Genomic DNA, 22,067 nt, shown 5'->3' with positions numbered 1-22,067 from the left:
CCCGTTTCAGGGAGGAAACATGTCATTTGCCGCCACCCGCTTTATTGCCACTTTGGTAATGACCAGCTTGGGCCGCGCAGCCCATCCCCGCTGCGCGTCACGCGGGCTGCTGGCCCTGCTGCTTCTGCTCGCGGGACACAGCGCCCGGGCCGATGAGCGCTGGCAGAGCGACAGCTATCTCACCGAGAGCTTTATGGCCATCGCCATGGAGCGGGAGTATGGCGAAGCCAGGCAGACCCGTTTTGCCCGCTGGCAACAGCCGATCCGGCTGCAGCTTGTCAACGAGTCGGGCGACAAACCCCTGCAGGCCGATGTGGTGAAGGTACAGGCGGCCCATCTGGCTCGCATCACCGGCCACCCCATCAGCATGGTGACCGCAAAGCCCAACCTTACCCTGATCATGACCGACTACAGCAAGATGAAGAGCTGGGCCAACCGCACCATGGGGGGCGATCCGTCGGTCGGGATGGCACTCAAGGAGGGACTCTGCCTGGCCAACTTTGCAACCAATGCAAAACACGAGATCAGCCGTGCCACCATCATCATTCCGGTAGACTACAGCCGGGCCAAGGGGCGCTTTCTCGACTGCGTGGTGGAGGAGTTCACCCAGGTGATGGGGCTACCCAACGACTCGGACAAGGTGTTTCCCTCCATCTTCAATGACAACAGCATCGACAGTTTCCTGACCGGCCTCGACTATGTGCTGCTCAAGCTAGCCTATCACCCAGCCCTCAAGGCCGGGATGAGCAGCGATGAGGTACGCGCAGCCCTGCCGCTCGCAATCAAGGATCTGCGCGCCAAAGGGGAGATCCGCGAAGCCAATCGCCGGGTGCAGCAGCAGAGCCTGAAAAGCTGGGCGGGGTTGTAACGGGCCTGGCTCACCCCAGAGCCAGACAAGCCACCGCGAACCTCTCACCACCCACAAAAAACGCAGCCACCTGGCTGCGTTTTTTGTTATCCGAGGATCAACGGTGCGTTATCGGGCATGCACGTTTATACGCCGCCCATGTATCCAACGCCCGTGTTATCCACTGACCGAGCGGGATCAGGATGCGACATTCTCTTCCGGCATCCAGCTCTCGGCGTTCTCCCACACCTCCTGCACCATGGCTTCGGCCAACTCTTTGTCTTCCTTACTGGCACGGCTGACGGTCAGAGCCATGGCACTGCCCGGCGCGACCCGCACATGGATGTCGGGGAATTTTTCACCAAGCTGCTTGAGCAGCTCCTGACGCAGCGCCTCCATGGTCGAGGTCGGGATCTGATGTTTTCTGTCGATGATGATTTCAAGACGCATAGGAAACTTCTCCATGATTTATAACTGTATTTTTATACAGCATTCATGGGAAGTAAAGTGCCATCTTGCACCAATCAGAAAAGATCCAGCTGCTGACCACAGATCCGGTCGAACGACTCGCCGATAAAGGGCAGAATGGCATCGGCAATGGGCCGCAACTGCTTGTCTATGTAGTGTTCGTAATCGATGGCGCTGCGCCGGTACTCCAGCGGTTCGGGGCCATTGAGGGTCATCAGATAGGCGATGGAGCCCCGATGCTGATAACGCAGGGGCAAACCGCGACGCAGGTTCTCCTCATCGGCCAGCCGCGCCGCCCGCACATGGGGTGGCACGTTCTTCTGATACTCCTCGAGCTTCTGGCGCAGCCGTTTGCGGTAGATGAGCAGATCGTCGTGACGACCGGCGCGAGTCTCATCCACCATGGTGCGCACATAGCCGCTGGGATCTTCATCGTGAAACACCAGCTCATAGAGGCGGGTCTGGAATTGCTTGGCCAGCATGGTCCAGTCGGTACGCACCGATTCGAGCCCCTTGAACACCAGCTGTTCACTCCCCTCGCTGGCCTTGCCAACCAGCCCCGCATAGCGCTTCTTGCTGCCCTTCTCCAAGCCGCGGATGGTGGGCATCAGAAAGCGGCGGTAGTGGGTCTCGTACTGGATCTCCAGATAGCTCGGCAGATCGAACTCGCGCTTGATCAGTGCAGCCCAGTTATCGTTGATCATTTGCGCCAGTCGCTGGCCGATCTCGTCCGCCTCATCGGGGCTGGTCTCGCGCCCCAGATGAACGAAAGTGGAGTCGGTATCGCCATAGATCACCTCGAACCCCTTCGCCTCAATCCACTCGCGGGTCTGCTGCATGATGCTGTGGCCACGCAGGGTGATAGATGAGGCAAGGCGCGGATCATAGAAACGGCAGCCCCCCGACCCCAGCACGCCGTAGAAAGAATTCATGATGATCTTGATGGCCTGGGAGAGCGCCTTGTTGCTGGCGGCCTTGGCCCGATCCCGCGCCGCCCACAAGGTAGCGATGAGCTCCGGCAAGAAGTGCCGCTCGCGGGAGAACATGGCGCCGCGAAAGCCCGGAATAGCGTGCTCGGGATGCTGCAGCCCCTCGATGAGCCCCATGGGGTCGATGCAGAAGGTGCGGATGATGCTGGGATAGAGGCTCTTGAAATCGAGTACCAGCACATGGCGATAGAGACCGGGTTTGGAGTCCATCACATAGCCACCTGGGCTTGCGAGCCCACCGTCGGCTGGCAGATTGGGGGCCACGTATCCGCCGCGATGGAGCCGCGGCAGATAGAGGTTGGTAAAGGCCGCCACCGAGCCCCCCACCCTGTCCAGCTCCAGGCCGGTGAGAGAGGCGCGTTCAATGGCAAACGGGATGAGGTGGCAGAAATCGAAGATCTCCCACACCAGCTTGCAATCTTCCAGGTTGTAGCGGGCCAGCGCCTCCTTGTCGGAGTGGAACAGTTCGGTGATCTTCTCCCCCCGATTGGCCACATCTTCGATATCCTTGCCACGGCCGAGCAGTTCGCTCGCCACCGCATCCAGGCTATAGCTGGCAAACTGCCAGGTGGCGCTTTTCAGGGTATCGATGCCATCGAGCACCATGCGCCCGGGGATAATGACGTTGCCAGTCTGGGGATCGCCCCGTGACGAGCGCCAGAAGCAGAGCTCGCGCCCCCGCCCGAGCCGCAGCCGCCGCTTGTTAAGCTCGGCGCGGCGTAGCAGCAGGCGAAAGTCAAAATTGACCACGTTCCAACCAATCACCAGGTCGGGGTCATGCAGGCTGAACCAGCTCTCCAGCGCACTCAGCAAGGCGCTCTCGTCCTCTACCCACTGGACCTGAGTGCCCCAGCTCTCGGCATCCGCTTCCGGGGTGCCGATCATGATGACCCGCGCATCCTGTTCACTGTAAAGGCCGACCGAGAAGAGGGCACCGTCCATGGCGCACTCCACGTCGAGGGACACCCAGGAGAGGGTTGGCGTCACCGCCTGCGGCGCGCAGCGCGCCTCGTTCACCTCCCAGTAGCCCTGCTTGCCTCCCTTCTTCACCGCCCGGCCATCGAAACGCACACCAGCTGTGATGAAACGCTCCATCAGAAACCGCTCCGGCAGCCGGATATCCGCCTCAAAGTGCTCCAGCCCGCGAATAAGCAGCAGCTCGATGGCGCGGTGAAAGGCACTCAGGGTGGCGAAATAGCAGCCCACCACAGGGCGGCCATCGAAAGTGTGCATCGGCAGGCGGCGAAACCGCCCGCTCACCCCGGCCCCTTTGAATAGCTCGGCGGCTTCTGCCATATGGCTCTGTGGCAAAAAGAACACCGGCTCCTGCCCCAGCACCACCACCCGCACCGGCCCCTGCGCGCTCCAGAGCCACATCACGATTTCGGTGGTTGCAGCCTGCCCGTTGCGACCGCGCACGTCCCGACCGTGGCGGGTCAGGATAAAACCGTCGAGGGGCGGAGTGGCGGGTACGGTGGGCTGGGTTGCAGTCATGAAGCGTAAAGGGGCTGTCCGAGAATAGCACCATTGTACGTTCATACAGTACCTGCTCGCAATCGTCACGCTGGCTGCGAGGCGGGAGTCAAACTGGTAAGCTCGATCCGGTCGTTATTCCCGCCCATCCCGTTCTGACCACTCTTCGCCGACAAAAGGAGTCTTTGTGGCAATCTATTCCCTGCTGGATCAGCTGGCTATCCCCTACCAGCGTGTTGAACATCCCCCGGTGTATACCTGTGAGGAGGCGAGCAGGCTGCTGCCCGACCTGCCCGCCGCCAAGACCAAGAACCTCTTTTTGCGCGACCCGAAAAGCGAGCGGCTGTTTCTGGTGGTGAGTCCGGAGGAGAACCGGGTCGACCTCAAGGGGCTGGCAGCCATGCTCGGGGTCAAACGGCTGAGCTTTGGCTCACCCGAGCGACTCGATGCGGTGCTCGGCCTCACCCCGGGCTCGGTGACCCTGCTCGCCATGGTGCGCGATAGGGGAAAAGCGGTAGAGCTGGTGGTAGACGAAGCCATCTGGCAGGCCGAACAGGTGCAGTGCCATCCGCTGGTCAACACCGCCACTCTGATCATCCGCCTCGACGACGTGCGCCGTCTGCTGACCCATCTGGGCAGGGAGGCCATCGTAATGCGCTTGCCTGCTGCAACCTGCGATTAACACGAGGGCTGGCGGTGGGGGCAACAGTGTCGCCAACACGGCCATATTTCTCGCAGCACAATTGCCCGATAAAACAATAAGATCTCCCTTTATCCCCTGATAAATCGAGTCAGCTGTGGCCATCGTGCAAGAAGTAGAGAGCAAACAGATTCGACCATTTAACCAATTGATCATAGGTTGAATTCATGTTGTGATCGGATCCTGCCAGCGGGCGATACCCCATCGCCCGTTCGTCCACAGGTGACTTCCCAGAGAGCCCCTTGATGCCAAGTCTGTTTTCCTCGGCCCAGTTGTTGAGTCTGGTGCTGTTTGTCACGCTGTCACATGTGGGGGTCGCCACCATTTTCGCCGCCATGTGGCACTCCCATCGCCATATCCGAGCGTTGAGCTACTGGTCTGCGGGGGAACTGGTAATCGCGGGGGCATTCAGTTGCCTGCTGCTGCGCCCCCTTGAGGGAGATGCTTCCCTTGCCAATATTCTCTGCACCAACTTGCTATTGATGACGACAATCCCGCTCTATGAAAGGGGGATGCGTCATTTCTTTCGACGTGAAGCGGACCAGCTGGGCTGGCTGCTTCCCGCCGTTACCCTCGGCGGTTTCGCCCTGTTTGCCCTGACCGCCCTGCAGCACCCCCTCTCTGATGTTCACAGCCGGATCATCGTACTCTCCGGCGTGCTCTCGCTGCAGATTGCGCTGCTTATCTGGCAGCTCTGGCGCTACCAGCGGCTGGTCCCTGTCTATCGGGTACTGCGCTTTGCCATCCTGTTGCTCGGCCTGCAACTGTTATTGCAACTGCTGCGGATCGCCAAACACCTCTGGTACCCCGAACTGGCGGCCAATACCTTCACCGACCCCCTGCTCGGGCCGGTGATACTGCTCAGCCTGCTCTTTACCATCGCCCGCAGTTATCTGCTGCTGAGCCTGGTTCATACACGCCAACAGCACGCGTTAATGCAGGCTCAGCGCAAACTGGAGCTGCGCGCCAATCAGGATGAACTGACCGGCCTGTTCAGCCGCCACTATTTCGAACAACAAGTGGCACAGCGCGGCGGCACAACATCCCCTTGCCAGCTGCTGCTGATCGATCTGGACAACTTCAAGCAGATCAACGACCGCCACGGCCACCCCGCCGGTGATGACATGCTGCGGGCCGTGGGGCAGGTGATCGCCAATACCCTGCCTGCCGAGGGGGTGGCCGGTCGGCTTGGCGGCGATGAGCTGGCGCTGCTGCTCGCGCAGCCACTGGATCTCACTCACTACTGCCACACCCTGCAGCAACAGATCGCCGATGCGACGCGGGAGCTGGCCGGTGGCCCCATCAGCCTCAGCATCGGCCTCACCTCGCTGCATCCTGACGAGGGATTCGAGCACGCTTACCTGCGGGCCGATCGTGCGCTTTACGCCGCCAAACAGACAGGAAGGCAACGGGCCTGTGTGCAGGAGCCCCACCACAGCGAACCGCAGCCACTGCAGCCCGATCATCTTCTCTCATGAGCCCTGCTGGCCGGATAGAATAGATGTCTCCACCATATTGCCAACTCTCTGTCATGCCATCACCCCGACAGGAGTCAACCAGGCAGATAGCACAATAAAAAGAGCGCCCCGGAGGCGCTCTTTTTGCGAACGTGGCAAAACCGTTAGTAGCTGTCTTCCTGCTCAGCCTTTAGCCTGGCCTGACGTGCATAGGCCTCCTCTTCGGCGCTCTCGATCTCCTGCAGCACCGAATCGAGATCGATGGCGGCGCGGCTCTCTTCAAAGTGACCGGTCAGTTCGCTCTCGGGGGTCAGTTTGCCATCTTCAAACAGCGCCCACATCTCCTGGGCATAACGGGTCTTGAGCAGCTCGGGTGCATACATGCCGTAGTAGTTGCGCATGTTGTTGACGTCGCGCTCCAGCATCGCCTTGGCCTGGTTGTTGGCGGCGGCATCCACCACCTGGGGCAGGTCGATGATGACAGGGCCATGTTCATCCACCAGCACGTTGAACTCCGAGAGATCGCCGTGAATAAGGCCGGCGCAGAGCATCCGCACCACATAGCGGATCACCTTGTGGTGATCGATGACCGCCTGCTCGGGAGTGAGCGCCACATCGTTGAGGCGTGGCGCGACATTGCCATCCTCATCGGTGATAAGCTCCATCAAGAGGACGCCATCGAGGCAGATATAAGGCTGTGGCACCCGCACACCGGCCGCCGCCAGCTTGAACAGGGCATCGACTTCGGTGTTCTGCCACACCTCTTCATGCTGCTTGCGACCGTACTTGGAGCCCTTCTCCATGGCGCGAGCATCTCGGCTGCCCCGCACCTTGCGCCCCTCCTGATAGACCACGGCCTGCTTGAAGCTGCGCTTGGATGCCTCTTTATAAACTTTGGCGCAACGGATCTCGTCGCCGCAGCGCACCACATAGACATCGGCTTCTTTGCCGCTCATCAACCGGCTGACGACCTCATCGACCAGGCCGTCATCAACCAGAGGTTGGATTCGATTTGGAATTTTCATGGCCGCCCTTTTACCCTATTTCCGCTCTCGAAGATAGCTCCGCGCACACGCACCTGCCTATCCCTGACATAAGACACCCTGTTATCCCCTGTTTGCGCTGTTTTTGTCCACCCGTTCACCTTAAAAACCACCGGCAACAGACCACATACGAAAGATCTCGATGCCAACAAAATTGGCCCGCAAGCGGGCCAATTTTCAAGGCTCGGGCGGCAAGCCCTGACGAATACGCTGAATACCCGCTTCATAGAGTCCGTCATCCCCCTCCTGATGCTCCAGGGTTTCGAAGATCTTGAGAAACCACATGTACTGCTCGGGATGACGTGCCACCTGCATCTCCACTACCCGGTTCATGGCGTTGACGTCTGCCAGCAGATCGGCGGTGGGATAAGGGTCAAACGGCGGCTCGATCTCCAACAGATAGCCCCCCTCATCCTCGTCATAGCTGGCGAAGATGGGCACCGCTCTGGCGCCAGTCAGCTTCACCAGCTTGGGCAGCGCCGGCAGGGTTGCTTTGGGGCGGCCGAAAAAGGGAACAAACACGCTCGCCTCGCGGCCGTGATCCTGATCCGGCAGATAGAAAAAACTGGCGCCAGCGCGGATCGACTTGATCGCCGGCTTGATACCGACACTGCGCTCATAGACCTTGCCCCCTTTGGCCCGCTCGCGGTTGATGTACCAGTCAAAAACCTGATCTTTCGGGCTCTTCATCATGGTGCACATCTCGATGCCCATCATGGAGAAGTAGCGACCAATCATGTCGACCGCCCAGGTATGAGGCACCACCAGGATCACCGGACGGCCTGCGGTCTGCTCCGCTTGCACATGCTCCCAGCCGCTCACCTTGACGCGGCGGGTCAGGCGAGCCTTGCTGCGCCAGCTGAGCTCGCCAAAGCCCATAAAGGTCTTGAGACCGACCCGGATCGATTTGAGCAGCAGTGCCTGCCGTGCGGCGGCGTCCAGCTCGGGAAAACAGATCCTGAGGTTGGTGTCGGCAATATAGGCCTGCTTTTTCGAGAAACGCAGCAGGGTTGGAGAGACCAGATCGGCAAAACGATCCCGCAGCCTTGCAGGAGTAAATGCCAAAAGGGAGAGCAGGCCCAGCGCGCACCAGCTGCCCCACCATTTGGGATGCAGCAGGCGAATATGAAATGAGGTATCAAATACCGGATCTAACGGGGACATGGCGGCCATCAAGTCATCAAAAACAAGCGGTTATTGTAGTTATCCTGACATTTTTTTCTACCCTGAGCAGGCTGTCCGCCGATCAGCAGGTACTGATCAGACGAGTGACCATAAAAAATGGCCCACAACGGGCCATTTCAATAAATCCGGTGTCAGGGTCAACCATGGGGCGACAATCCCTTGCGGATCCGCTGGATCCCCGCTTCGTAGAGGCCATCCGGCCCCTCCTGATCTTCACGGGTATCGAAGATCTTGAGGAACCACATGTACTGGCCCGGATGGCGCGTCAGCTGCTGTTGCACCATATCGTTCATCCGACAGGTATCGGCCATCACCTCCTCGGTGGGATAGTTGTCAAACGGCGCATCTATCTCCAACCGGTAGCAGTGGTGCTCTTCGTCATAGTAGGCGAGTAGCGGCACCGCCTTGGCGCCGCTCACCTGCACCAGACGGGGCAAAGCTGGCAGGGTCGCCTTGGGGTGGCCAAAGAAAGGGGCAAAGATGCTCTTCTCGCGGCCATGATCCTGATCCGGCAAGTAGAAGAAGCTGCGACCACTCTTGATGGTTCGGATCACCGCCTTGATCCCGGCGCTGCGCTCATAGACGCGGCAACCGTTCTTGGCTCGCGCCCGGTTGAGGTGCCAGTCAAACACCGGATTGCGCGCCCGTTTCATCATGGTGCACATCGGCACCCCACGCTGGGTGAAGCAATAACCGGCCGCATCCACCGGCCAGGTGTGGGGAACCACCAGGATCACCGGCCGACCGGCAACCCGCTCAGCCTCGATGTGTTCCCAGCCACTCACCTGCATCCGGCTCATCAGATAACGCTGACTGCGCATGGTGAACTCGCCAAATCCCAGCAAACTCTTGAGGCCGACCCGGATCGAGGTCAGCGCAATGGCATCCCGCTCTTCCGGGCTCTTGTCCGGGAAGCAGATTTCCAGGTTGGTTCTGGCGATATAGATCTGTTTTTTAGAGACGCGAAACACCAGCGGCGCCAGGGCATCGGCCAAACGATCGCGCAATCGTACCGGCACAAACGCCAGCAGCATCAATACGCCGAGGGCCAGCCAACTGAACCAGTAACGGGGATGCAGAAAACGGGTTTCAAAGGAGGAATTAAATACGGGATCTTGGGGAGACATGATTCGGGGTCAAGCAAAAAAGTTGTGCTGCATTGTAGTCATCCTGACAGGTAATACCAGTTAATTCCATGGCCAGCAGCCCGACACGAGCGCGAGGTCAAAGAACCACAAAAAAATGCCCCGCACTACGGGGCATTTTGTTCGTTACACAACCAGAGTGGTGGCTCTTGGTCCAACCATCGTATGACTGGCCGTTTATCCCGTCGCTCTCGGAGCGCACTGCTTGACCATTTTTCGATATCACATCGTCAAGCGTCAGCGATGAGCACCCTGGCGGGTAATGCCGTTATTCATTTCGGTATCACGCTGCGGCAGAAAAAACATCAGGTAACGCAGCGCCACATACCCGACGATCACGGTAGCAACCCCAAGCTCGAAGTGGGCCAGCAATCTTATCTGCTCAACGTAGTGACTCCCTTGCGCAAACCCTTCAACCAGATGGGCTACTTTGAACAGGGCAGTGGCACCGATCACCAGCGGGAAGGTGAAGGCGGCATAACCTGGCGAGAAGGGCAGACGCAGCAATTTGATGAAAGCCAGATAGATGATACCGGTCATCAGAATGGCAATCCCCAGCAGCACGGCCACCAGCAGCAGTGACGGCTCCTGGTTGACGGTCAGGTAACCGGCCAGAGAGAGGCTGGCAGGGGCAGCCAGAATGGCGATGGTCGGTTTGGCGGCATCCGGCACTTCATGACTGAAGATCAGGCGATAGAGCATCAGCGGCAGCATCAGGCCGTAGCAGATGATCCCGAACCAGAGCAGACCGTTGGCCAGCGGGGCAAACTGACCGCCCGGGAAGGCGACGTCAGCCACGATGATCCCCACCGGCGGCACGAACCAGCTCGGCACCATGTGGTGGATTTCAAACTCTTTGGCGCGATGCCAGATAAAAGTGGCCAGGAACAGCAGGTGAACTGCCACGGCAAACAGCCAGAGGGCTTCGCCCGCTTGCGGTGCAATCATACCCAGCGCTTTCGAGACCACCATGGTGCCCATGGCATAGGTCGGTACCACACTACCCACCACGGGGTGAGCGAGATCCTGCAACAGCAGGCGGGGGTGAAGCAGAAACTTGAAGGTCAGGATCACCAGCAGCACGGCCGCAATGGCGGCGCCCAGCAGCTGCATCCGGCCATCGAAGTGACCGGCATTTTCCCAACACCAACCAAGGCTGGCGATGCCCAGCGCCAAACCCGCCATAGGGGTTGGGGCGGCAGCCAGTGATTTACGGGTTCTTGCGATCATGATGACACCTTTCTATTGATGACGATGGCGATAGGATAATGGCCCCTTATCGTTTACGATATCTAAATGAATTGAATCAATCATTCAGGAAAACCAAACACAATGAAACTGACCCTGCAGCAGCTGAAAGTGTTCGCCACCATTGCCCGCTATGGCAATCTTGGCCTTGCCGCCAACGAGCTATGCCTGAGCAAGGGGGCTGTCTCCCAGTCGCTGCAGGAGCTGGAGCGCCAGCTCTCCACCCCGCTGTTTGACCGCATTCACCCCAGATTGCAGCTCAACAACGAGGGGCGCCTGCTGCAACCGGCCGCCGAAGAGCTGCTGACCCGGATGCAGGATATCGAGAACCTGTTCAGCCCCGATGCCGAGCCGAGCGGCCAGTTGCGCCTTGGTGCCAGCCAGACCATCGGCAACTACCTGCTCCCCACCCTGCTCGCCAGCAGCAAACAGGAGCTGGGGCTCCCCCCCAAGGTGACCATCAACAACACTCACCTGCTCTGTCATGCGCTGGCCAACTTCGAGCTGGATATGGCGCTGATCGAGGGGGAGAACCACCACCCCGACCTGCTCGCCGAACCTTGGCTGCAGGACGAGATGCTGGTGGTGGCCCCACCCGGTCACCCGCTTGCCAACAAGAAGGAGCTCTCCCTCTCCCGTCTGGGGGGCGAGACCTGGGTATTGCGTGAAGCGCAATCGGGCAGTCGCGAGCAATTTATCCAGCAGATCCAGCCCGAGCTGCCCCGCTGGCAACCAGGGCTTGAACTCAACACCCTGGAGGCGGTGATGCTGGCGGTGGAGAAGGGGCTTGGCATCTCCTTTATCTCCCGGCTGGCAGCCTCGGATCGCCTGGCAGATGGGCGACTGATCGCCCTGCCCCTCTCCCGTCGCTTCCCGCGCCAGCTCTCCCTTATCTGGCACAAGCAGAAGTACCACTCCACCTCCCTGCGCCACTTTATCCACTTCTGCCGAGCTCAGGTGAAGGATGCCGAGGTGAGCCACGCAGAGTAACGCCCGCTCGGAGCGCCGCTGGCCGGCCCGCCCGCCAATGACGGAAAAAGCAGAGAGGGAGCCACGGCTCCCTCTCTTTGATTCACCTGTTCGGTATCACTGCGCCAGACTGCGCAACCAGCTGATCTCCTCACCCCAGATGGACTCGTCTATAGTTTCGAGGATAAGCGGAATGCGATCGAAGCGATCATCATTCATGATGTGGTGGAATACCGCCTCCCCCAGATTGCCCTCGCGCAAGCTGTGATGGCGATCGACCCGGCTGCCGAAGGTGCACTTGGCACCGTTGATATGCATCCCCTTGAGATAGTGAAAACCCACCGTGCGGTCGAACTCGGCAAAGACGGCGGCACAGCTCTCGGCGGTGCGCAGATCGTAGCCGGCGGCAAAGGCGTGGCAGGTATCGAAACAGATCCCGACCCGGCTCTTGTCCTCCACCCCCTCGATGATGGTGGCGAGGTGCTCGAACGACCAGCCGAGATTGGTCCCCTGCCCGGCGGTGTTCTCGATCACCGCCGTTACCCCTTCACTGCGCTCCAGTGCCCAGTTGATCGACTCGCTCACCAGCTTGAGGCTGGCCGCCTCTGGGATCTGCTTGAGATGGCTACCTGGATGGAAGTTCAGATAGCAAAGCCCCAGCTGCTCACAGCGCTTCATCTCATCGAGAAACGCATCGCGGGATTTTGCCAGAGCATCGGGATCCGGGTGGCCCAGGTTGATGAGATAGCTGTCGTGGGGCAGGATCTGCTGCGGCAGAAAACCGGCCTTGTCACAGGCCGCCTTGAAGGCGCGGATGGTGGCATCCGACAAGGGGGCCGCCTGCCACTGACGCTGATTCTTGGTAAAGAGGGCAAACGCGTTGGCCCCGATGGCCTGGGCACGGGCGATGGTATTCTCCACCCCGCCGGCCGCACTGACGTGGGCTCCGATATATTTCATACAATCTCCTCAATACGGCAAGCCGCCATTATGCCGATCCCGCCCCTCCGGGCCAAACCGGGATATCCGATAGCAGGTATCGACAAATAGCGCCCCCTTCTGCGAGGCGTAGCAATTCACGACGTAATTTACCTGTGTGGTGGCCACCTCTCCCCACAAGGGGGCTGATCCATCCGGTCCATACCTGCATAGCATGCATAAAAAACGCAGCGCTATCGCACGGGCGATAACTGCTGCGTTTTGGGGTCCCTCGGACGTATCCCTTGCCATGGCCAGAATGGCTAGCGACAAGGGAGCAAGAATGCGCGGGGAAAGTCGCCTTAGAACGGCATCTTGAACCCTGGCGGCAGTTGCATGCCACCGGTCAGTTCGCCCATTTTGGTCTTATTCTGCTCTTCCACGCGGCGCACGGCATCGTTGCAAGCGGCGGCAACCAGATCTTCCAGCAGCTCCTTGTCATCTTCCATCAGGGAGGGATCGATCTCGATGCGACGGACGCTGTGGCTACCAGTCATGGTGACCTTGACCATGCCGGCACCGGCTTCACCGGTCACTTCCATCTGGGCAAGCTGCTCTTGCATCTTCTGCATACGCTCTTGCATCTGCTGGGCCTGTTTCATCAGGTTACCCATTCCACCTTTACCAAACATATGTCGTCTCTCGTCTTGAAATCCGGCATCCAGCGCCGGGCTGTGGGCTTGTCTGTCCTAGATGGGGACAGCCAAACTGCTTTTCAACCGGGAGCCAGCTCCCGGCCACGGAATTTAGCGGTTGAGGGGCTCGATGCTCTCGTGATGGAGCACGGCACCAAACCGCTGAACTAAAAACTGTACGTTGGGATCCTGCTCCAGATCCCGGGTCACCTGCTCGCGTACCCCCAGATAGAGGCGATGCTCGATCTCAAGGGGAGTCTCCTTGTCAGGCACCACACCGAGCGTTACCTCGACCTGTACCGGTTGCCCCAGCGCAGGCCCGATGATCTCGGCCAGATCGGCGCGCGCCTTGTCGCTCACCAGATGGCGCTGCTCGGGCTTGAGGGTTAGCAGGACTTTATCCCCTTCCCGCGTCATCACCGAGTTGATGGCGAGCTGGCGCAGCCGACCACCCACCTGGGTATGAGCAATCAACTCGGCCCAAGCGTCACCACAACCATTGAGCAACGAGGAGGGAATAAGGCGGGTCGCCTCCCCCTCTTGCGGCTCGCTGTCGCTCTCGAGCTCATCCCAGTCGATGGTCTCCATCACCGGCTGAGGAGGAGCAGGCTCACTCTCGAGTTGAACCTGGGGCAGTAGAGCTGGTGCCAGCGGTGCTGGTTCCTGACGAACGCTATCATGCCAAGCAGGCTGCCCCTCCAGATCCCAGGGTGGCAGATCGGTCGGCTGCGCGGGTTGGATCGCAGTAGGTGTGGTGTGATTGGATGAACTACGAACAGGATCCGGCACTGGCGAGGCCATAAAGCTCTGGCTGAGGTACTCCTCGTAATCCCCGTTATCGCTGGACTCGTCGTAGCTGTCGGTATAGAGATCCACCGGTGGCTGCTCGCCAAACTGCCCCATGGCGGAGCCACTTGGGGTTGCAGCCTGACTGATAGCAGACGACGCTGCACGCTTCGCATCTGGCGCAGGGACAGCAGCCTGACGCACAGGCACAACCGGCACCGCACGGGGCGCAGGTGCTGGCGCGCTGCTCTCTCCACGTTGGCGACTACGCAGCATATTGCGCTTGCCCAGCAGACTCTGCATAGTCGATACCGCCGAGACTGGCTCAAGCACTTCCGGAGCTGGCGCAGTCGAAGCACAATTCATCTGTACAGGCGCCATCTCTCCAGTAGCCATCTGAGCGGCGTCACTTGGTACCGAAAGTGTCGGGTTTGCAGCAGCCCTCTCTCCCCAACTCGCAGCGTCAACCGCCATGCCGCTATTCACGCCAGAGAGCGTGGCCGACTCGGCCTGATAACCCATACCGGTCGCCTCGCGCAGCAGCTCATCCTGCTGGCTGAACAGCTCGGCGGCTTGCGCCTCTTCCTCGCTGTCTGCGAGGTTGCCGGTGTCATCAGTCATCGCAGGCAGGGAAAGATCCACCACGGGCACAGCACTGGTAGCAACAGGGCTGGCTAAAGGTGCAGGCACGGCGCCGCTGATCGGTGCCAGAGCGGCCGATTCAGCGGCCGGGCGCTTTCCCGGCAAAGAGACTACCGGAGTGGCACTGCTCGTCATTGACGGGGGCAATGCGGTGAGGCTGGCAGGATGCAGGGCATCGCGCCTTGGCGAGAAGGCGAGCATCCGCAGGCAGGTCATCTCAAGCGCGGTGCGGCCATCAGGTGCCCAGGGCAGATCTTTGCGGCCACCCAGTACAATCTGGTAGCAGAGCTGCACCTCTTCCGGGCTCATCGCCTTGGCCAGTTGCAGCAGGGAATCGGCATCCGCCCCCTGCTCCTGCACGCTGGCAGGCAGCAGCTGCGCCATGGCGATGCGATGGAGCAAGCCTTCCAGCTCGGCGTGGAGCTGATCAAAATCGGGGCCCAGGGTGACGATCTCGGTGATCTTGGCCATGGTCGCGGGGGCATCTTGCCGCAAAATGGCTTCCAAAAGCTGGTGCAGATGACGGTGATCGAGCGTGCCCAGCATCGCCAGCACGCTGTCGAGGCGCACGCTGCCGTTACCGTGGGCCAACGCCTGATCGGTCAGGCTCAGGGCATCGCGCATACTGCCGTCAGCCGCTTTGGCCAGGGCCAGCAGGGCGCGCGGTTCGAAGGGTTGGCCCTCCTGATCCAGCACCCATTCGAGCTGCTTAGCGATCTGGGTCTGATCCAGACTCTTCAGATGAAACTGCAGGCAGCGCGAGAGAATGGTAATGGGCAGCTTCTGCGGATCCGTGGTGGCCAGCAGAAACTTCACATAGGGGGGCGGCTCTTCCAGGGTTTTCAGCAGCGCGTTGAAGCTGTGGCGCGACAACATGTGCACTTCGTCGATGAGATAGACCTTGAAGCGACCGCGGGCCGGACGGTACTGCACGTTGTCGAGCAGCTCGCGGGTATCTTCCACCTTGGTGCGGGACGCCGCGTCAATCTCCAGCAGGTCGACAAAGTTGCCCTGATCGATCTCGCGGCAGGTATCGCAGACGCCACACGGATGGCTGCTGATCCCCTGCTCGCAGTTGAGGCTCTTGGCCAGAATACGGGCGATGGTGGTTTTGCCGACGCCGCGGGTGCCGCTCAGCAGATAGGCGTGATGCAGCCGTCCCTGATCCAGGGCGTTGGTCAGGGCAGTCAGCACATGTTGCTGACCAACCACTTGTTCAAACGTATGGGGGCGCCATTTACGCGCCAGAACCTGATAGCTCATAAATCCATCATGCAGGGAAGACAGGGCATTGAGGCCGGATGCTAACACAAATGGCGGGCTGGCTGTATCGGCTATCGGTCAGAGCGGGAGGGATCGCTTGATTTTCAAACCGATGCCCACATAGGCATCGGTTCAACGCAGGCCCGATGCAGAGGATCGGGCCGAAGAGGCATTACTCGCCAGCCAGTTCGACCAGTGAGACCACCTTGATGCCAGCGGCAGTCAGGCGGGCATCCCCCCCCAGAGAGGGCAGGGAGATGATGAAGGCCGCATCGGCCACTTCACCACCGGCACGGCGGATCAGCTTGACGGTGGCATCGACGGTACCGCCAGTGGCGAGCAGATCGTCCACTACCAGTACCTTGTCACCGGGCACGATGGCATCGGTGTGCAGTTGCAGAGTATCGGTGCCGTACTCGAGGGCATAGGACTCCTCGATCACTTCGCGCGGCAGCTTGCCCGGCTTGCGGACCGGCACAAAGCCAAGTCCCATGGCGTAGGCAACCGGTGCGCCAAAGATGAAGCCGCGAGCCTCGGTACCAACAATCTTGGTGATCCCTTGATCACGATAATGATTGGCCAGCAGATCGATGGTGGCCTTGAAGGCCTCGGCGTTCTCGATCAGGCTGGTAATGTCACGAAACAGAATGCCCGGCTTCGGATAGTCGGGAATGGTCTTGATGCTCGCTTCGATAAATTTCAGGGTTTCCGGATTCATGGTTTGACCGTTTGTTTTTCGACCCAGGATGGCCGTTTTATCTTAGTCTTCCCGCCAGCGGGAAATAAAAAAGCCTGTCACGCAAGAATGACAGGCCGACTCCATAGCATTATTGCCGCAATAGCTTAGGGACTTCACTTCTCCATTGCAACTGGCTCCAGGACCGGCAGACGCATTAACCAGGTGAGCAGGATCACCATTATGAAAAGCAGCAGCCCCCTGACCCATAACAACGGCACCACCGCCAGCGACACCGAGAAGGTGAGCAGAATGAAGATAATTGCGCGCCGCCGTGCATGACGGCGAATACCGCGATACTGCTGCCAGTCTGCGATGGGTGGGCCAAACCAGGGATGGGCCAGCAGCCAGTGGTGAAAACGGGGGGACGAGCGGGCAAATAGCGCCGCCGCCAGCAGCATGAAGGGCGTGGTCGGCAACAGGGGCAGCACTATGCCGATGATGCCAGTTACGAATGCCAGCCAGCCCAACCCCATCAAACACCAACGTTTCATCGCAGCCCCTCTTGCATGCTCTTGCGCCATCCTAACAGGATCCGCCCCCATGTTGACAACGATTCCCATTATCACGGCAACTGATGCCCCGGATTACAGGGCTTGTGAACCAGTAATGGCCTGAACCTGCCCATTCCCATGGCGTGACGGCTGACAACCTGCCCCGTTACCACTACAATCTGCGCTCTTTTTTCTCTGTTTGTCCTTCGGAACCGGTTATGCGCGTTATTTTGGCCCCCATGCAAGGGGTGCTGGATCACCTGATGCGGGAGGTACTCACCTCCGTCAATGATTACGACCTCTGCGTGAGTGAATTTATCCGGGTGGTCGACCAACTGCTGCCCGCCAAGGTGTTCCATCGCCTCTGCCCTGAACTGCTGCAAGATGGCAAAACCCACGCAGGCACCCCGGTGCGGGTGCAATTGCTGGGGCAACATCCCGAGTGGCTGGCCGAGAACGCTGTGCGCGCCATCGAGCTCGGTTCCCCCGGGGTCGATCTCAACTTCGGCTGCCCCGCCCCCACGGTCAACAAGAGCAAGGGGGGCGCAGTGCTGCTCAAAGAGCCCGAGACCATCTACCGCATCGTCAAGGCGGTGCGGGACGCTGTGCCAACCCATCTGCCGGTGAGCGCCAAAATTCGGCTCGGTTACGATGACAAGGATCTTTACCTGGAGAACGCCCAAGCGGTCTACCAGGGAGGTGCCAACGAGCTGGCCGTCCATGCCCGCACCAAGCGCGAAGGGTACAAGGCCCCCGCCCACTGGGAGTATGTGGACGCCATTCGCCGCGCCCTGCCCATCCCCGTCACCGCCAACGGCGAGATTTGGGATCATCAGGATGCCCTCGCCTGCGCCCGCGTTTCCGGCTGCGATGCCCTGATGGTCGGGCGCGGCGCCATCTCTCTGCCCAATCTGGCCAACGTGATGAAAACCGGCTGCCCGCACATGAGCTGGGCCGAGGTGCTGCAGCTGATGGTGAGCTACACCGAGCAGGATCTGGCCAGCGAAAAAGCCGACTACTACCCCAGCCGTATCAAGCAGTGGTTCAGCTATCTCAAGCGGGAATATCCCGAAGCGGACCTGCTGTTTCAAGAGATCAGGGTACTCAAAGAGACCGACCCCATCCGCGATGCCCTGCTGCAAGCGGCCAAAAGCCACGGCTAACCACGTTTAACTTGACGCATGTCATCTTGATAGAGTTATCGGATCCCTATACTGCCCCGAAACTGCTGTCTGTCCTGTGGGGGATAATGTGTGTGAAATGACGCAAGCACAGCTGGCTGTCTGGCGTAATCGCCTGCTGTCCGACTGGGCCCAAGAACGAGAAACGCTGATCGGTCAGCTCAAAGCCTGCCGCCGTGATGAATGGGCCGAACAGGTCGGTCACTGCGAGCAGGATCAACTTGTAGAACTGACCAGTCGGCTTGATCTGCCGAAGGTAGAGCAGAGCGTGGCCCGCCTCAAGCGGATCGATGCAGCACTCTGCCAGATGGATCTCGGCCTCTACGGCCTCTGCTCCGATTGTGAAGAGCCGCTGGCCACTGAACAGCTGGAACAGGATCCGACCCTGCAACGCTGCCCGCGCTGCGAAGCCCGTTATCGCAAAGGATTCCACGCCCACGAGCTCTGAAAGATGCACCTGCCGGTGCATCCTCTCTTTACCGTATAACTGGTGACACTCCCATTCCTGTCCAATACTCGACTATATGAGCCGGTTCGAGGGGATGAGTCGTGTACAGACTCTTGTTGTTATGGTGTTTATGCTGCCAGGTTAATGCACAGGAGTCTTTGGTCGTTGGCTGGAGCAACTGGCAACCGTTCAGCTATCGCAACGAACAGCATCAGTTGCAAGGGTTGGATATCGAACTGCTCAACGCCATCCTGCAGCGGGCTGACTATCAACCCCGTTTCATTGAAATGCCATGGACCCGGGTACTGCACGAATTAGAATTTGGCACGGTACAACTGGCCATGTCAGCCAACATCACCATCGAACGGCAGCAATATGCCCGCTTCAGCCACCCCTATCGGGAAGAGGAAACGGTCATCATCATCCGCAAAGAGGATGAACCGCGCTGGCGCAAGATCACGACTCTGGAGCAGCTGATCAACACTCCCGATTTTCATATCGGCCTGCTCAAGGGGTTTGACTACGGTGAGGCGTTCCGCCGCCTTGTCGCCGACCCCAAAGTTCAACCTCGGCTGCAGGAACGGTTCACGTTGGAGCAACTGCTCAAGATGCTCAATGGCGGGCGGATCCAGGGGTTTATCCTCGACCCGAACAGCTTGCAAGAGTGGAAAGATCAGGGCATTACCTTGAAACAGCTCCATATCCTGCTTCGTATCGAGCGCACCCCGGTCCATCTTATGCTCAGCAAAAAGAGCACATCGCAAGCACAGCTGGATCGACTCAATCAGGCGATTGACCAACTCAAGCAAAGTCCAGAATATCAACAGATCCTGACCCGCTACACCCATACCTCGCTCGCAGAATAACAACAGGAGAGCCGATGGCTCTCCTGTTCTCTAAGCAGGTTCCTTTCAACGGCACATCATGCACAACTTAATCTTCACTCCTGACCGAGCACGATGTCAGTTAGATGGGAGAAGTGATGGATCTCGTGGGTGGCATCACATTCGTCACCCTGCTTGCGCGGGTTATACCAACAGGTAGCAAGCCCCTGTGCAGCCGCACCGGCAATATCGGTCTTGGGATTGTCACCCACCATCAGCACTCTGGCAGGATCCGGAGCCCCCATCAGCGAGAGGGTGTGCTGGAAAATGGCTGGCGCTGGTTTGGTCACCCGGATCTCGTCGGAGATCACCAGCGGCTCGAACCATTCGCTCCAACCCAGTTTACCGAGCCGTCCCCGCTGGGGAACGCTGAAGCCATTGGTGATGATCCCCATCTTCACCTTATCCTTCAGCTGCTGCAGCGTCTCCACCACTCCCTCAAGGGGCATACTCAAAGCCACAATCTGCGCCAGAAAGGTGTTGTTCATTACCATCGGGTCAACATTGACTTGCTCTGCAAAGCGGGAAAAACGGGTCTCTTGCAACGCAGTAGCGTCTATCTCACCATTGTTGTACTGCTGCCACAGGCCGTGGTTGAGAGTGTGATAGGCGGCCATGCCAGCCTCATCCACTTCTACGCCATAGAAGCAGAGGGTCTGCTCCAGCGCCTGTGTCACCGGGAAATCGAGCAGGGTTTCATCCAAATCGAACAGCACCCAGTCATAGCTTGGTTGTTTCACAGAAATCCTTGTATCAGTTAGATTATTCGCAAGCTGAATGTCCCACTCGACCCAGTGGGCCAGCCAGCAGATCCAGCGTGAGCCGCACACCAAAACCGGTTACTTCACTGGATACCACCCCGTTCCCACCCTTATTGCGAAAACCGCTCAGATCAAAATGTAGCCAGGGGGTCTGCTCGGGCACGAAGTGAGCTAGAAAGCGGGCGGCATCGATATGATCCGGCGAGCTACCTGGTGCACACTGCAACAGATCGGCCCACTCGCTCTCGATGTTGTCATCGTAATCCTCATCGAGCGGGAAGGGCCAAACTCGCTCGCCACTGTGCTGACCCAGCTTGACCAGTGATGCCAGCCATTCACTGCGATTGGTAAAGACGCCACTATAGCGGCTGCCCAGCGCCCGCTTGCACGCCCCGGTCAGGGTCGCATAATCGATCAGCAGATCAGGGGTATCCTGCGCCGCCATTACCAGGGTATCGGCCAGCACCATTCGCCCTTCAGCATCGGTATCAACCACCTCTATGGAGATGCCATTGATGGCGGTCACCACTTCACCTGGACGATAGGCGTGAGGGCCGATATGGTTCTCGGCAATGGCCAGCCAGCAGTGCACCTCGTAGGGTAATTGAGCACGGCTGATGGCGTAGAGAGCACCCAGCGCCACTGCGCTACCCCCCATATCGAGATGCATGCCATACATGCTGCCGGAAACTTTGAGGTTATAGCCCCCGGAGTCATGGCAGATCCCCTTGCCCACCAGCGCAATACGGCGCACCGGCTTGGGTGGGTAGTAGCTGAGCTTGACCATGGCACCCTGATTATCTTCCGAGCCACGGGCGACGGCCAAAAAGGCGCCGGCCCCCAGCTCGGCCAACTGTGCCTGATCATAGTGATGGCACTGCCAACCTTCGTCATGGGCAAGCTGGCTGACAAACTCGCGATAGCTGGCCGCCGTCAGCTCGGAGGCGGGCAACACCGCCAGATGACGGGCCAATCCATTGCCCCCCGCTTCGCTATAGATACGAGCCAGATCCAGCACCACCGCAGGAGAAACAGACAACTGCTGATAGCTCCAGACACTTCCGCTGCGGCTTTTGCTGGTCGGCAACGAAAGGTTGGCGGCCAACAGAGCGGACAACATCAATTCTGCCAGCATCACCCGCTCGGAGGGGGAAAAACCTTCCAGATGCAGCCCGAGCCGTTCAACCTTGAGCCCGGAAAGAGGGGCTATCCAGCCTCTGACCTGCTTATAAAGACGGTGATCCCGCGTCACATTGCCAGCCACAAATATGACCAGCAACAGGGTGGAACCATGCATCAGGGTGAAGGGTGCTTTTTGCCCAAGCGCCAACTGGGTGTTGATCCCCGACAGGGCTGGTAACGACAGTAATGCCTCCTTCTGCTCTTCGGCGATCAGCAGCAGTTGCAACGGCAGTCCCTGGGCAAGGGCTTCGGCCAGCGTGGCATCCCGGCTTTCAATAGCAGGAGGAAGATAAGTGAAGGGTGTGATCACAGGCGAGAGCCTCATCCATGAAGAGATACCTGATGATACCCAACAAATGGTTGATACGACCAGTTTTGGTCTTGAAAAAGCGTCAGAAATAGCAGCAATCACCAGATGGTGACGAGCATCAAGAAGGATTGTTCAATGATTGGCAATGCAGGAAGGTAACGTTCAGAGAGTTGGTTGCGGGGGCCGGATTTGAACCGACGACCTTCGGGTTATGAGCCCGACGAGCTACCGAGCTGCTCCACC

At 59.2% G+C, this 22,067-nt stretch carries 20 protein-coding genes; 7 read left to right on the top strand and 13 right to left on the bottom strand.

The annotated features are described in order from the left end of the window. Positions 1-58 precede the first annotated feature (58 nt). Positions 59-868, top strand: coding sequence for a DUF2927 domain-containing protein (locus G5154_RS00100; RefSeq protein WP_421250321.1), 810 nt, complete (start codon positions 59-61; stop codon positions 866-868). A gap of 177 nt (positions 869-1,045) precedes the next feature. Here G5154_RS00100 and G5154_RS00095 read toward each other — a convergent pair whose 3' ends face one another. Together G5154_RS00095 and G5154_RS00090 are read right to left on the bottom strand one after the other, a co-directional pair. Beyond that, positions 1,046-1,297, bottom strand: coding sequence for a DinI family protein (locus G5154_RS00095; RefSeq protein ID WP_005333426.1), 252 nt, complete (start codon positions 1,295-1,297; stop codon positions 1,046-1,048). A gap of 74 nt (positions 1,298-1,371) precedes the next feature. After that, positions 1,372-3,798 (bottom strand): DNA polymerase II, encoded by a 2,427-nt coding sequence (locus tag G5154_RS00090; protein WP_421250320.1) that lies wholly within the window; start codon positions 3,796-3,798, stop codon positions 1,372-1,374. Positions 3,799-3,964: 166 nt separating this feature from the next. On the opposite strand from G5154_RS00090, the gene G5154_RS00085 reads away from it, so the two are divergent. Then, the gene (locus tag G5154_RS00085; RefSeq protein ID WP_421212381.1) at positions 3,965-4,459 is read left to right on the top strand and encodes a prolyl-tRNA synthetase associated domain-containing protein; all 495 of its coding nucleotides are present in this window, start codon (positions 3,965-3,967) and stop codon (positions 4,457-4,459) included. Between the two features lie 263 nt (positions 4,460-4,722). Next, entirely contained in the window at positions 4,723-5,955 is a 1,233-nt protein-coding gene (locus G5154_RS00080) for a GGDEF domain-containing protein (protein ID WP_337073819.1), read from the top strand. A gap of 143 nt (positions 5,956-6,098) precedes the next feature. Here G5154_RS00080 and G5154_RS00075 read toward each other — a convergent pair whose 3' ends face one another. The 4 genes from G5154_RS00075 to G5154_RS00060 form a co-directional block, all read right to left on the bottom strand. Beyond that, a complete protein-coding gene (locus G5154_RS00075; protein ID WP_005346020.1) occupies positions 6,099-6,959 on the bottom strand; it encodes a PA4780 family RIO1-like protein kinase in 861 nt (286 codons plus the stop codon). 195 nt (positions 6,960-7,154) lie between these two features. After that, positions 7,155-8,150: a lauroyl-Kdo(2)-lipid IV(A) myristoyltransferase gene (locus G5154_RS00070; protein WP_421250044.1), complete on the bottom strand. Its 996-nt coding sequence runs from the start codon at positions 8,148-8,150 to the stop codon at positions 7,155-7,157. Between the two features lie 149 nt (positions 8,151-8,299). Next, entirely contained in the window at positions 8,300-9,289 is a 990-nt protein-coding gene (gene lpxM / locus G5154_RS00065) for a lauroyl-Kdo(2)-lipid IV(A) myristoyltransferase (RefSeq protein WP_421263803.1), read from the bottom strand. Positions 9,290-9,544: 255 nt separating this feature from the next. Next, a complete protein-coding gene (locus G5154_RS00060; protein WP_216978873.1) occupies positions 9,545-10,537 on the bottom strand; it encodes a TDT family transporter in 993 nt (330 codons plus the stop codon). 102 nt (positions 10,538-10,639) lie between these two features. Between G5154_RS00060 and G5154_RS00055 the strand changes: the two genes are divergently transcribed. Beyond that, entirely contained in the window at positions 10,640-11,545 is a 906-nt protein-coding gene (locus tag G5154_RS00055) for a LysR substrate-binding domain-containing protein (protein ID WP_335840825.1), read from the top strand. Positions 11,546-11,641: 96 nt separating this feature from the next. Here the strand turns inward: G5154_RS00055 and nfo are convergent, their stop codons facing one another. The 5 genes from nfo to G5154_RS00030 all read right to left on the bottom strand — a co-directional run bounded on the left by nfo (position 11,642) and on the right by G5154_RS00030 (position 17,058). Then, positions 11,642-12,484: a deoxyribonuclease IV gene (nfo, locus tag G5154_RS00050; protein WP_216978875.1), complete on the bottom strand. Its 843-nt coding sequence runs from the start codon at positions 12,482-12,484 to the stop codon at positions 11,642-11,644. 320 nt (positions 12,485-12,804) lie between these two features. After that, positions 12,805-13,134: a YbaB/EbfC family nucleoid-associated protein gene (locus tag G5154_RS00045; RefSeq protein ID WP_041210739.1), complete on the bottom strand. Its 330-nt coding sequence runs from the start codon at positions 13,132-13,134 to the stop codon at positions 12,805-12,807. A gap of 114 nt (positions 13,135-13,248) precedes the next feature. After that, positions 13,249-15,828 carry a DNA polymerase III subunit gamma/tau gene (dnaX, locus tag G5154_RS00040; protein WP_421263802.1) on the bottom strand — a complete coding sequence of 860 codons (2,580 nt, stop codon included), beginning with the start codon at positions 15,826-15,828 and terminating at the stop codon, positions 13,249-13,251. 172 nt (positions 15,829-16,000) lie between these two features. After that, complete coding sequence (gene apt, locus G5154_RS00035; protein ID WP_005352403.1) at positions 16,001-16,546, bottom strand: adenine phosphoribosyltransferase; 546 nt, start codon at positions 16,544-16,546, stop codon at positions 16,001-16,003. 134 nt (positions 16,547-16,680) lie between these two features. Further along, a complete protein-coding gene (locus G5154_RS00030) occupies positions 16,681-17,058 on the bottom strand; it encodes a YbaN family protein (RefSeq protein WP_216978877.1) in 378 nt (125 codons plus the stop codon). Positions 17,059-17,276: 218 nt separating this feature from the next. Between G5154_RS00030 and dusC the strand changes: the two genes are divergently transcribed. From dusC to G5154_RS00015, 3 genes are all read left to right on the top strand, one after another. Beyond that, positions 17,277-18,221: a tRNA dihydrouridine(16) synthase DusC gene (dusC, locus tag G5154_RS00025; protein WP_337073823.1), complete on the top strand. Its 945-nt coding sequence runs from the start codon at positions 17,277-17,279 to the stop codon at positions 18,219-18,221. Positions 18,222-18,318: 97 nt separating this feature from the next. Next, complete coding sequence (locus G5154_RS00020; RefSeq protein ID WP_421250042.1) at positions 18,319-18,687, top strand: TraR/DksA family transcriptional regulator; 369 nt, start codon at positions 18,319-18,321, stop codon at positions 18,685-18,687. Positions 18,688-18,845: 158 nt separating this feature from the next. After that, positions 18,846-19,553 (top strand): substrate-binding periplasmic protein, encoded by a 708-nt coding sequence (locus G5154_RS00015; RefSeq protein WP_232307774.1) that lies wholly within the window; start codon positions 18,846-18,848, stop codon positions 19,551-19,553. Between the two features lie 74 nt (positions 19,554-19,627). Here G5154_RS00015 and yjjG read toward each other — a convergent pair whose 3' ends face one another. Together yjjG and G5154_RS00005 are read right to left on the bottom strand one after the other, a co-directional pair. Further along, positions 19,628-20,311 (bottom strand): pyrimidine 5'-nucleotidase, encoded by a 684-nt coding sequence (gene yjjG, locus G5154_RS00010; RefSeq protein ID WP_236348757.1) that lies wholly within the window; start codon positions 20,309-20,311, stop codon positions 19,628-19,630. A gap of 22 nt (positions 20,312-20,333) precedes the next feature. Further along, positions 20,334-21,824 (bottom strand): M17 family metallopeptidase, encoded by a 1,491-nt coding sequence (locus G5154_RS00005; protein WP_421250041.1) that lies wholly within the window; start codon positions 21,822-21,824, stop codon positions 20,334-20,336. Between the last annotated feature and the right edge of the window lie 243 nt (positions 21,825-22,067).

It is taken from the genome of Aeromonas sp. 600527, from assembly GCF_049175415.1.
In the GTDB taxonomy this organism is placed as follows: domain Bacteria; phylum Pseudomonadota; class Gammaproteobacteria; order Enterobacterales; family Aeromonadaceae; genus Aeromonas; species Aeromonas veronii_A.
This window is presented reverse-complemented; position numbering and strand designations above follow the sequence as displayed.

What these genes read in the sequence shown, in the direction of transcription:
- G5154_RS00100 (WP_421250321.1), top strand. Translation starts at nt 59, where the DNA reads ATGACCAGCTTGGGCCGCGCAGCCCATCCCCGCTGCGCGTCACGCGGG.
- G5154_RS00095 (WP_005333426.1), bottom strand. Translation starts at nt 1,297, where the DNA reads ATGCGTCTTGAAATCATCATCGACAGAAAACATCAGATCCCGACCTCG.
- G5154_RS00090 (WP_421250320.1), bottom strand. Translation starts at nt 3,798, where the DNA reads ATGACTGCAACCCAGCCCACCGTACCCGCCACTCCGCCCCTCGACGGT.
- G5154_RS00080 (WP_337073819.1), top strand. Translation starts at nt 4,723, where the DNA reads ATGCCAAGTCTGTTTTCCTCGGCCCAGTTGTTGAGTCTGGTGCTGTTT.
- G5154_RS00075 (WP_005346020.1), bottom strand. Translation starts at nt 6,959, where the DNA reads ATGAAAATTCCAAATCGAATCCAACCTCTGGTTGATGACGGCCTGGTC.
- G5154_RS00070 (WP_421250044.1), bottom strand. Translation starts at nt 8,150, where the DNA reads ATGGCCGCCATGTCCCCGTTAGATCCGGTATTTGATACCTCATTTCAT.
- lpxM (WP_421263803.1), bottom strand. Translation starts at nt 9,289, where the DNA reads ATGTCTCCCCAAGATCCCGTATTTAATTCCTCCTTTGAAACCCGTTTT.
- G5154_RS00060 (WP_216978873.1), bottom strand. Translation starts at nt 10,537, where the DNA reads ATGATCGCAAGAACCCGTAAATCACTGGCTGCCGCCCCAACCCCTATG.
- G5154_RS00055 (WP_335840825.1), top strand. Translation starts at nt 10,640, where the DNA reads ATGAAACTGACCCTGCAGCAGCTGAAAGTGTTCGCCACCATTGCCCGC.
- nfo (WP_216978875.1), bottom strand. Translation starts at nt 12,484, where the DNA reads ATGAAATATATCGGAGCCCACGTCAGTGCGGCCGGCGGGGTGGAGAAT.
- G5154_RS00045 (WP_041210739.1), bottom strand. Translation starts at nt 13,134, where the DNA reads ATGTTTGGTAAAGGTGGAATGGGTAACCTGATGAAACAGGCCCAGCAG.
- dnaX (WP_421263802.1), bottom strand. Translation starts at nt 15,828, where the DNA reads ATGAGCTATCAGGTTCTGGCGCGTAAATGGCGCCCCCATACGTTTGAA.
- apt (WP_005352403.1), bottom strand. Translation starts at nt 16,546, where the DNA reads ATGAATCCGGAAACCCTGAAATTTATCGAAGCGAGCATCAAGACCATT.
- G5154_RS00030 (WP_216978877.1), bottom strand. Translation starts at nt 17,058, where the DNA reads ATGAAACGTTGGTGTTTGATGGGGTTGGGCTGGCTGGCATTCGTAACT.
- dusC (WP_337073823.1), top strand. Translation starts at nt 17,277, where the DNA reads ATGCGCGTTATTTTGGCCCCCATGCAAGGGGTGCTGGATCACCTGATG.
- G5154_RS00020 (WP_421250042.1), top strand. Translation starts at nt 18,319, where the DNA reads ATGACGCAAGCACAGCTGGCTGTCTGGCGTAATCGCCTGCTGTCCGAC.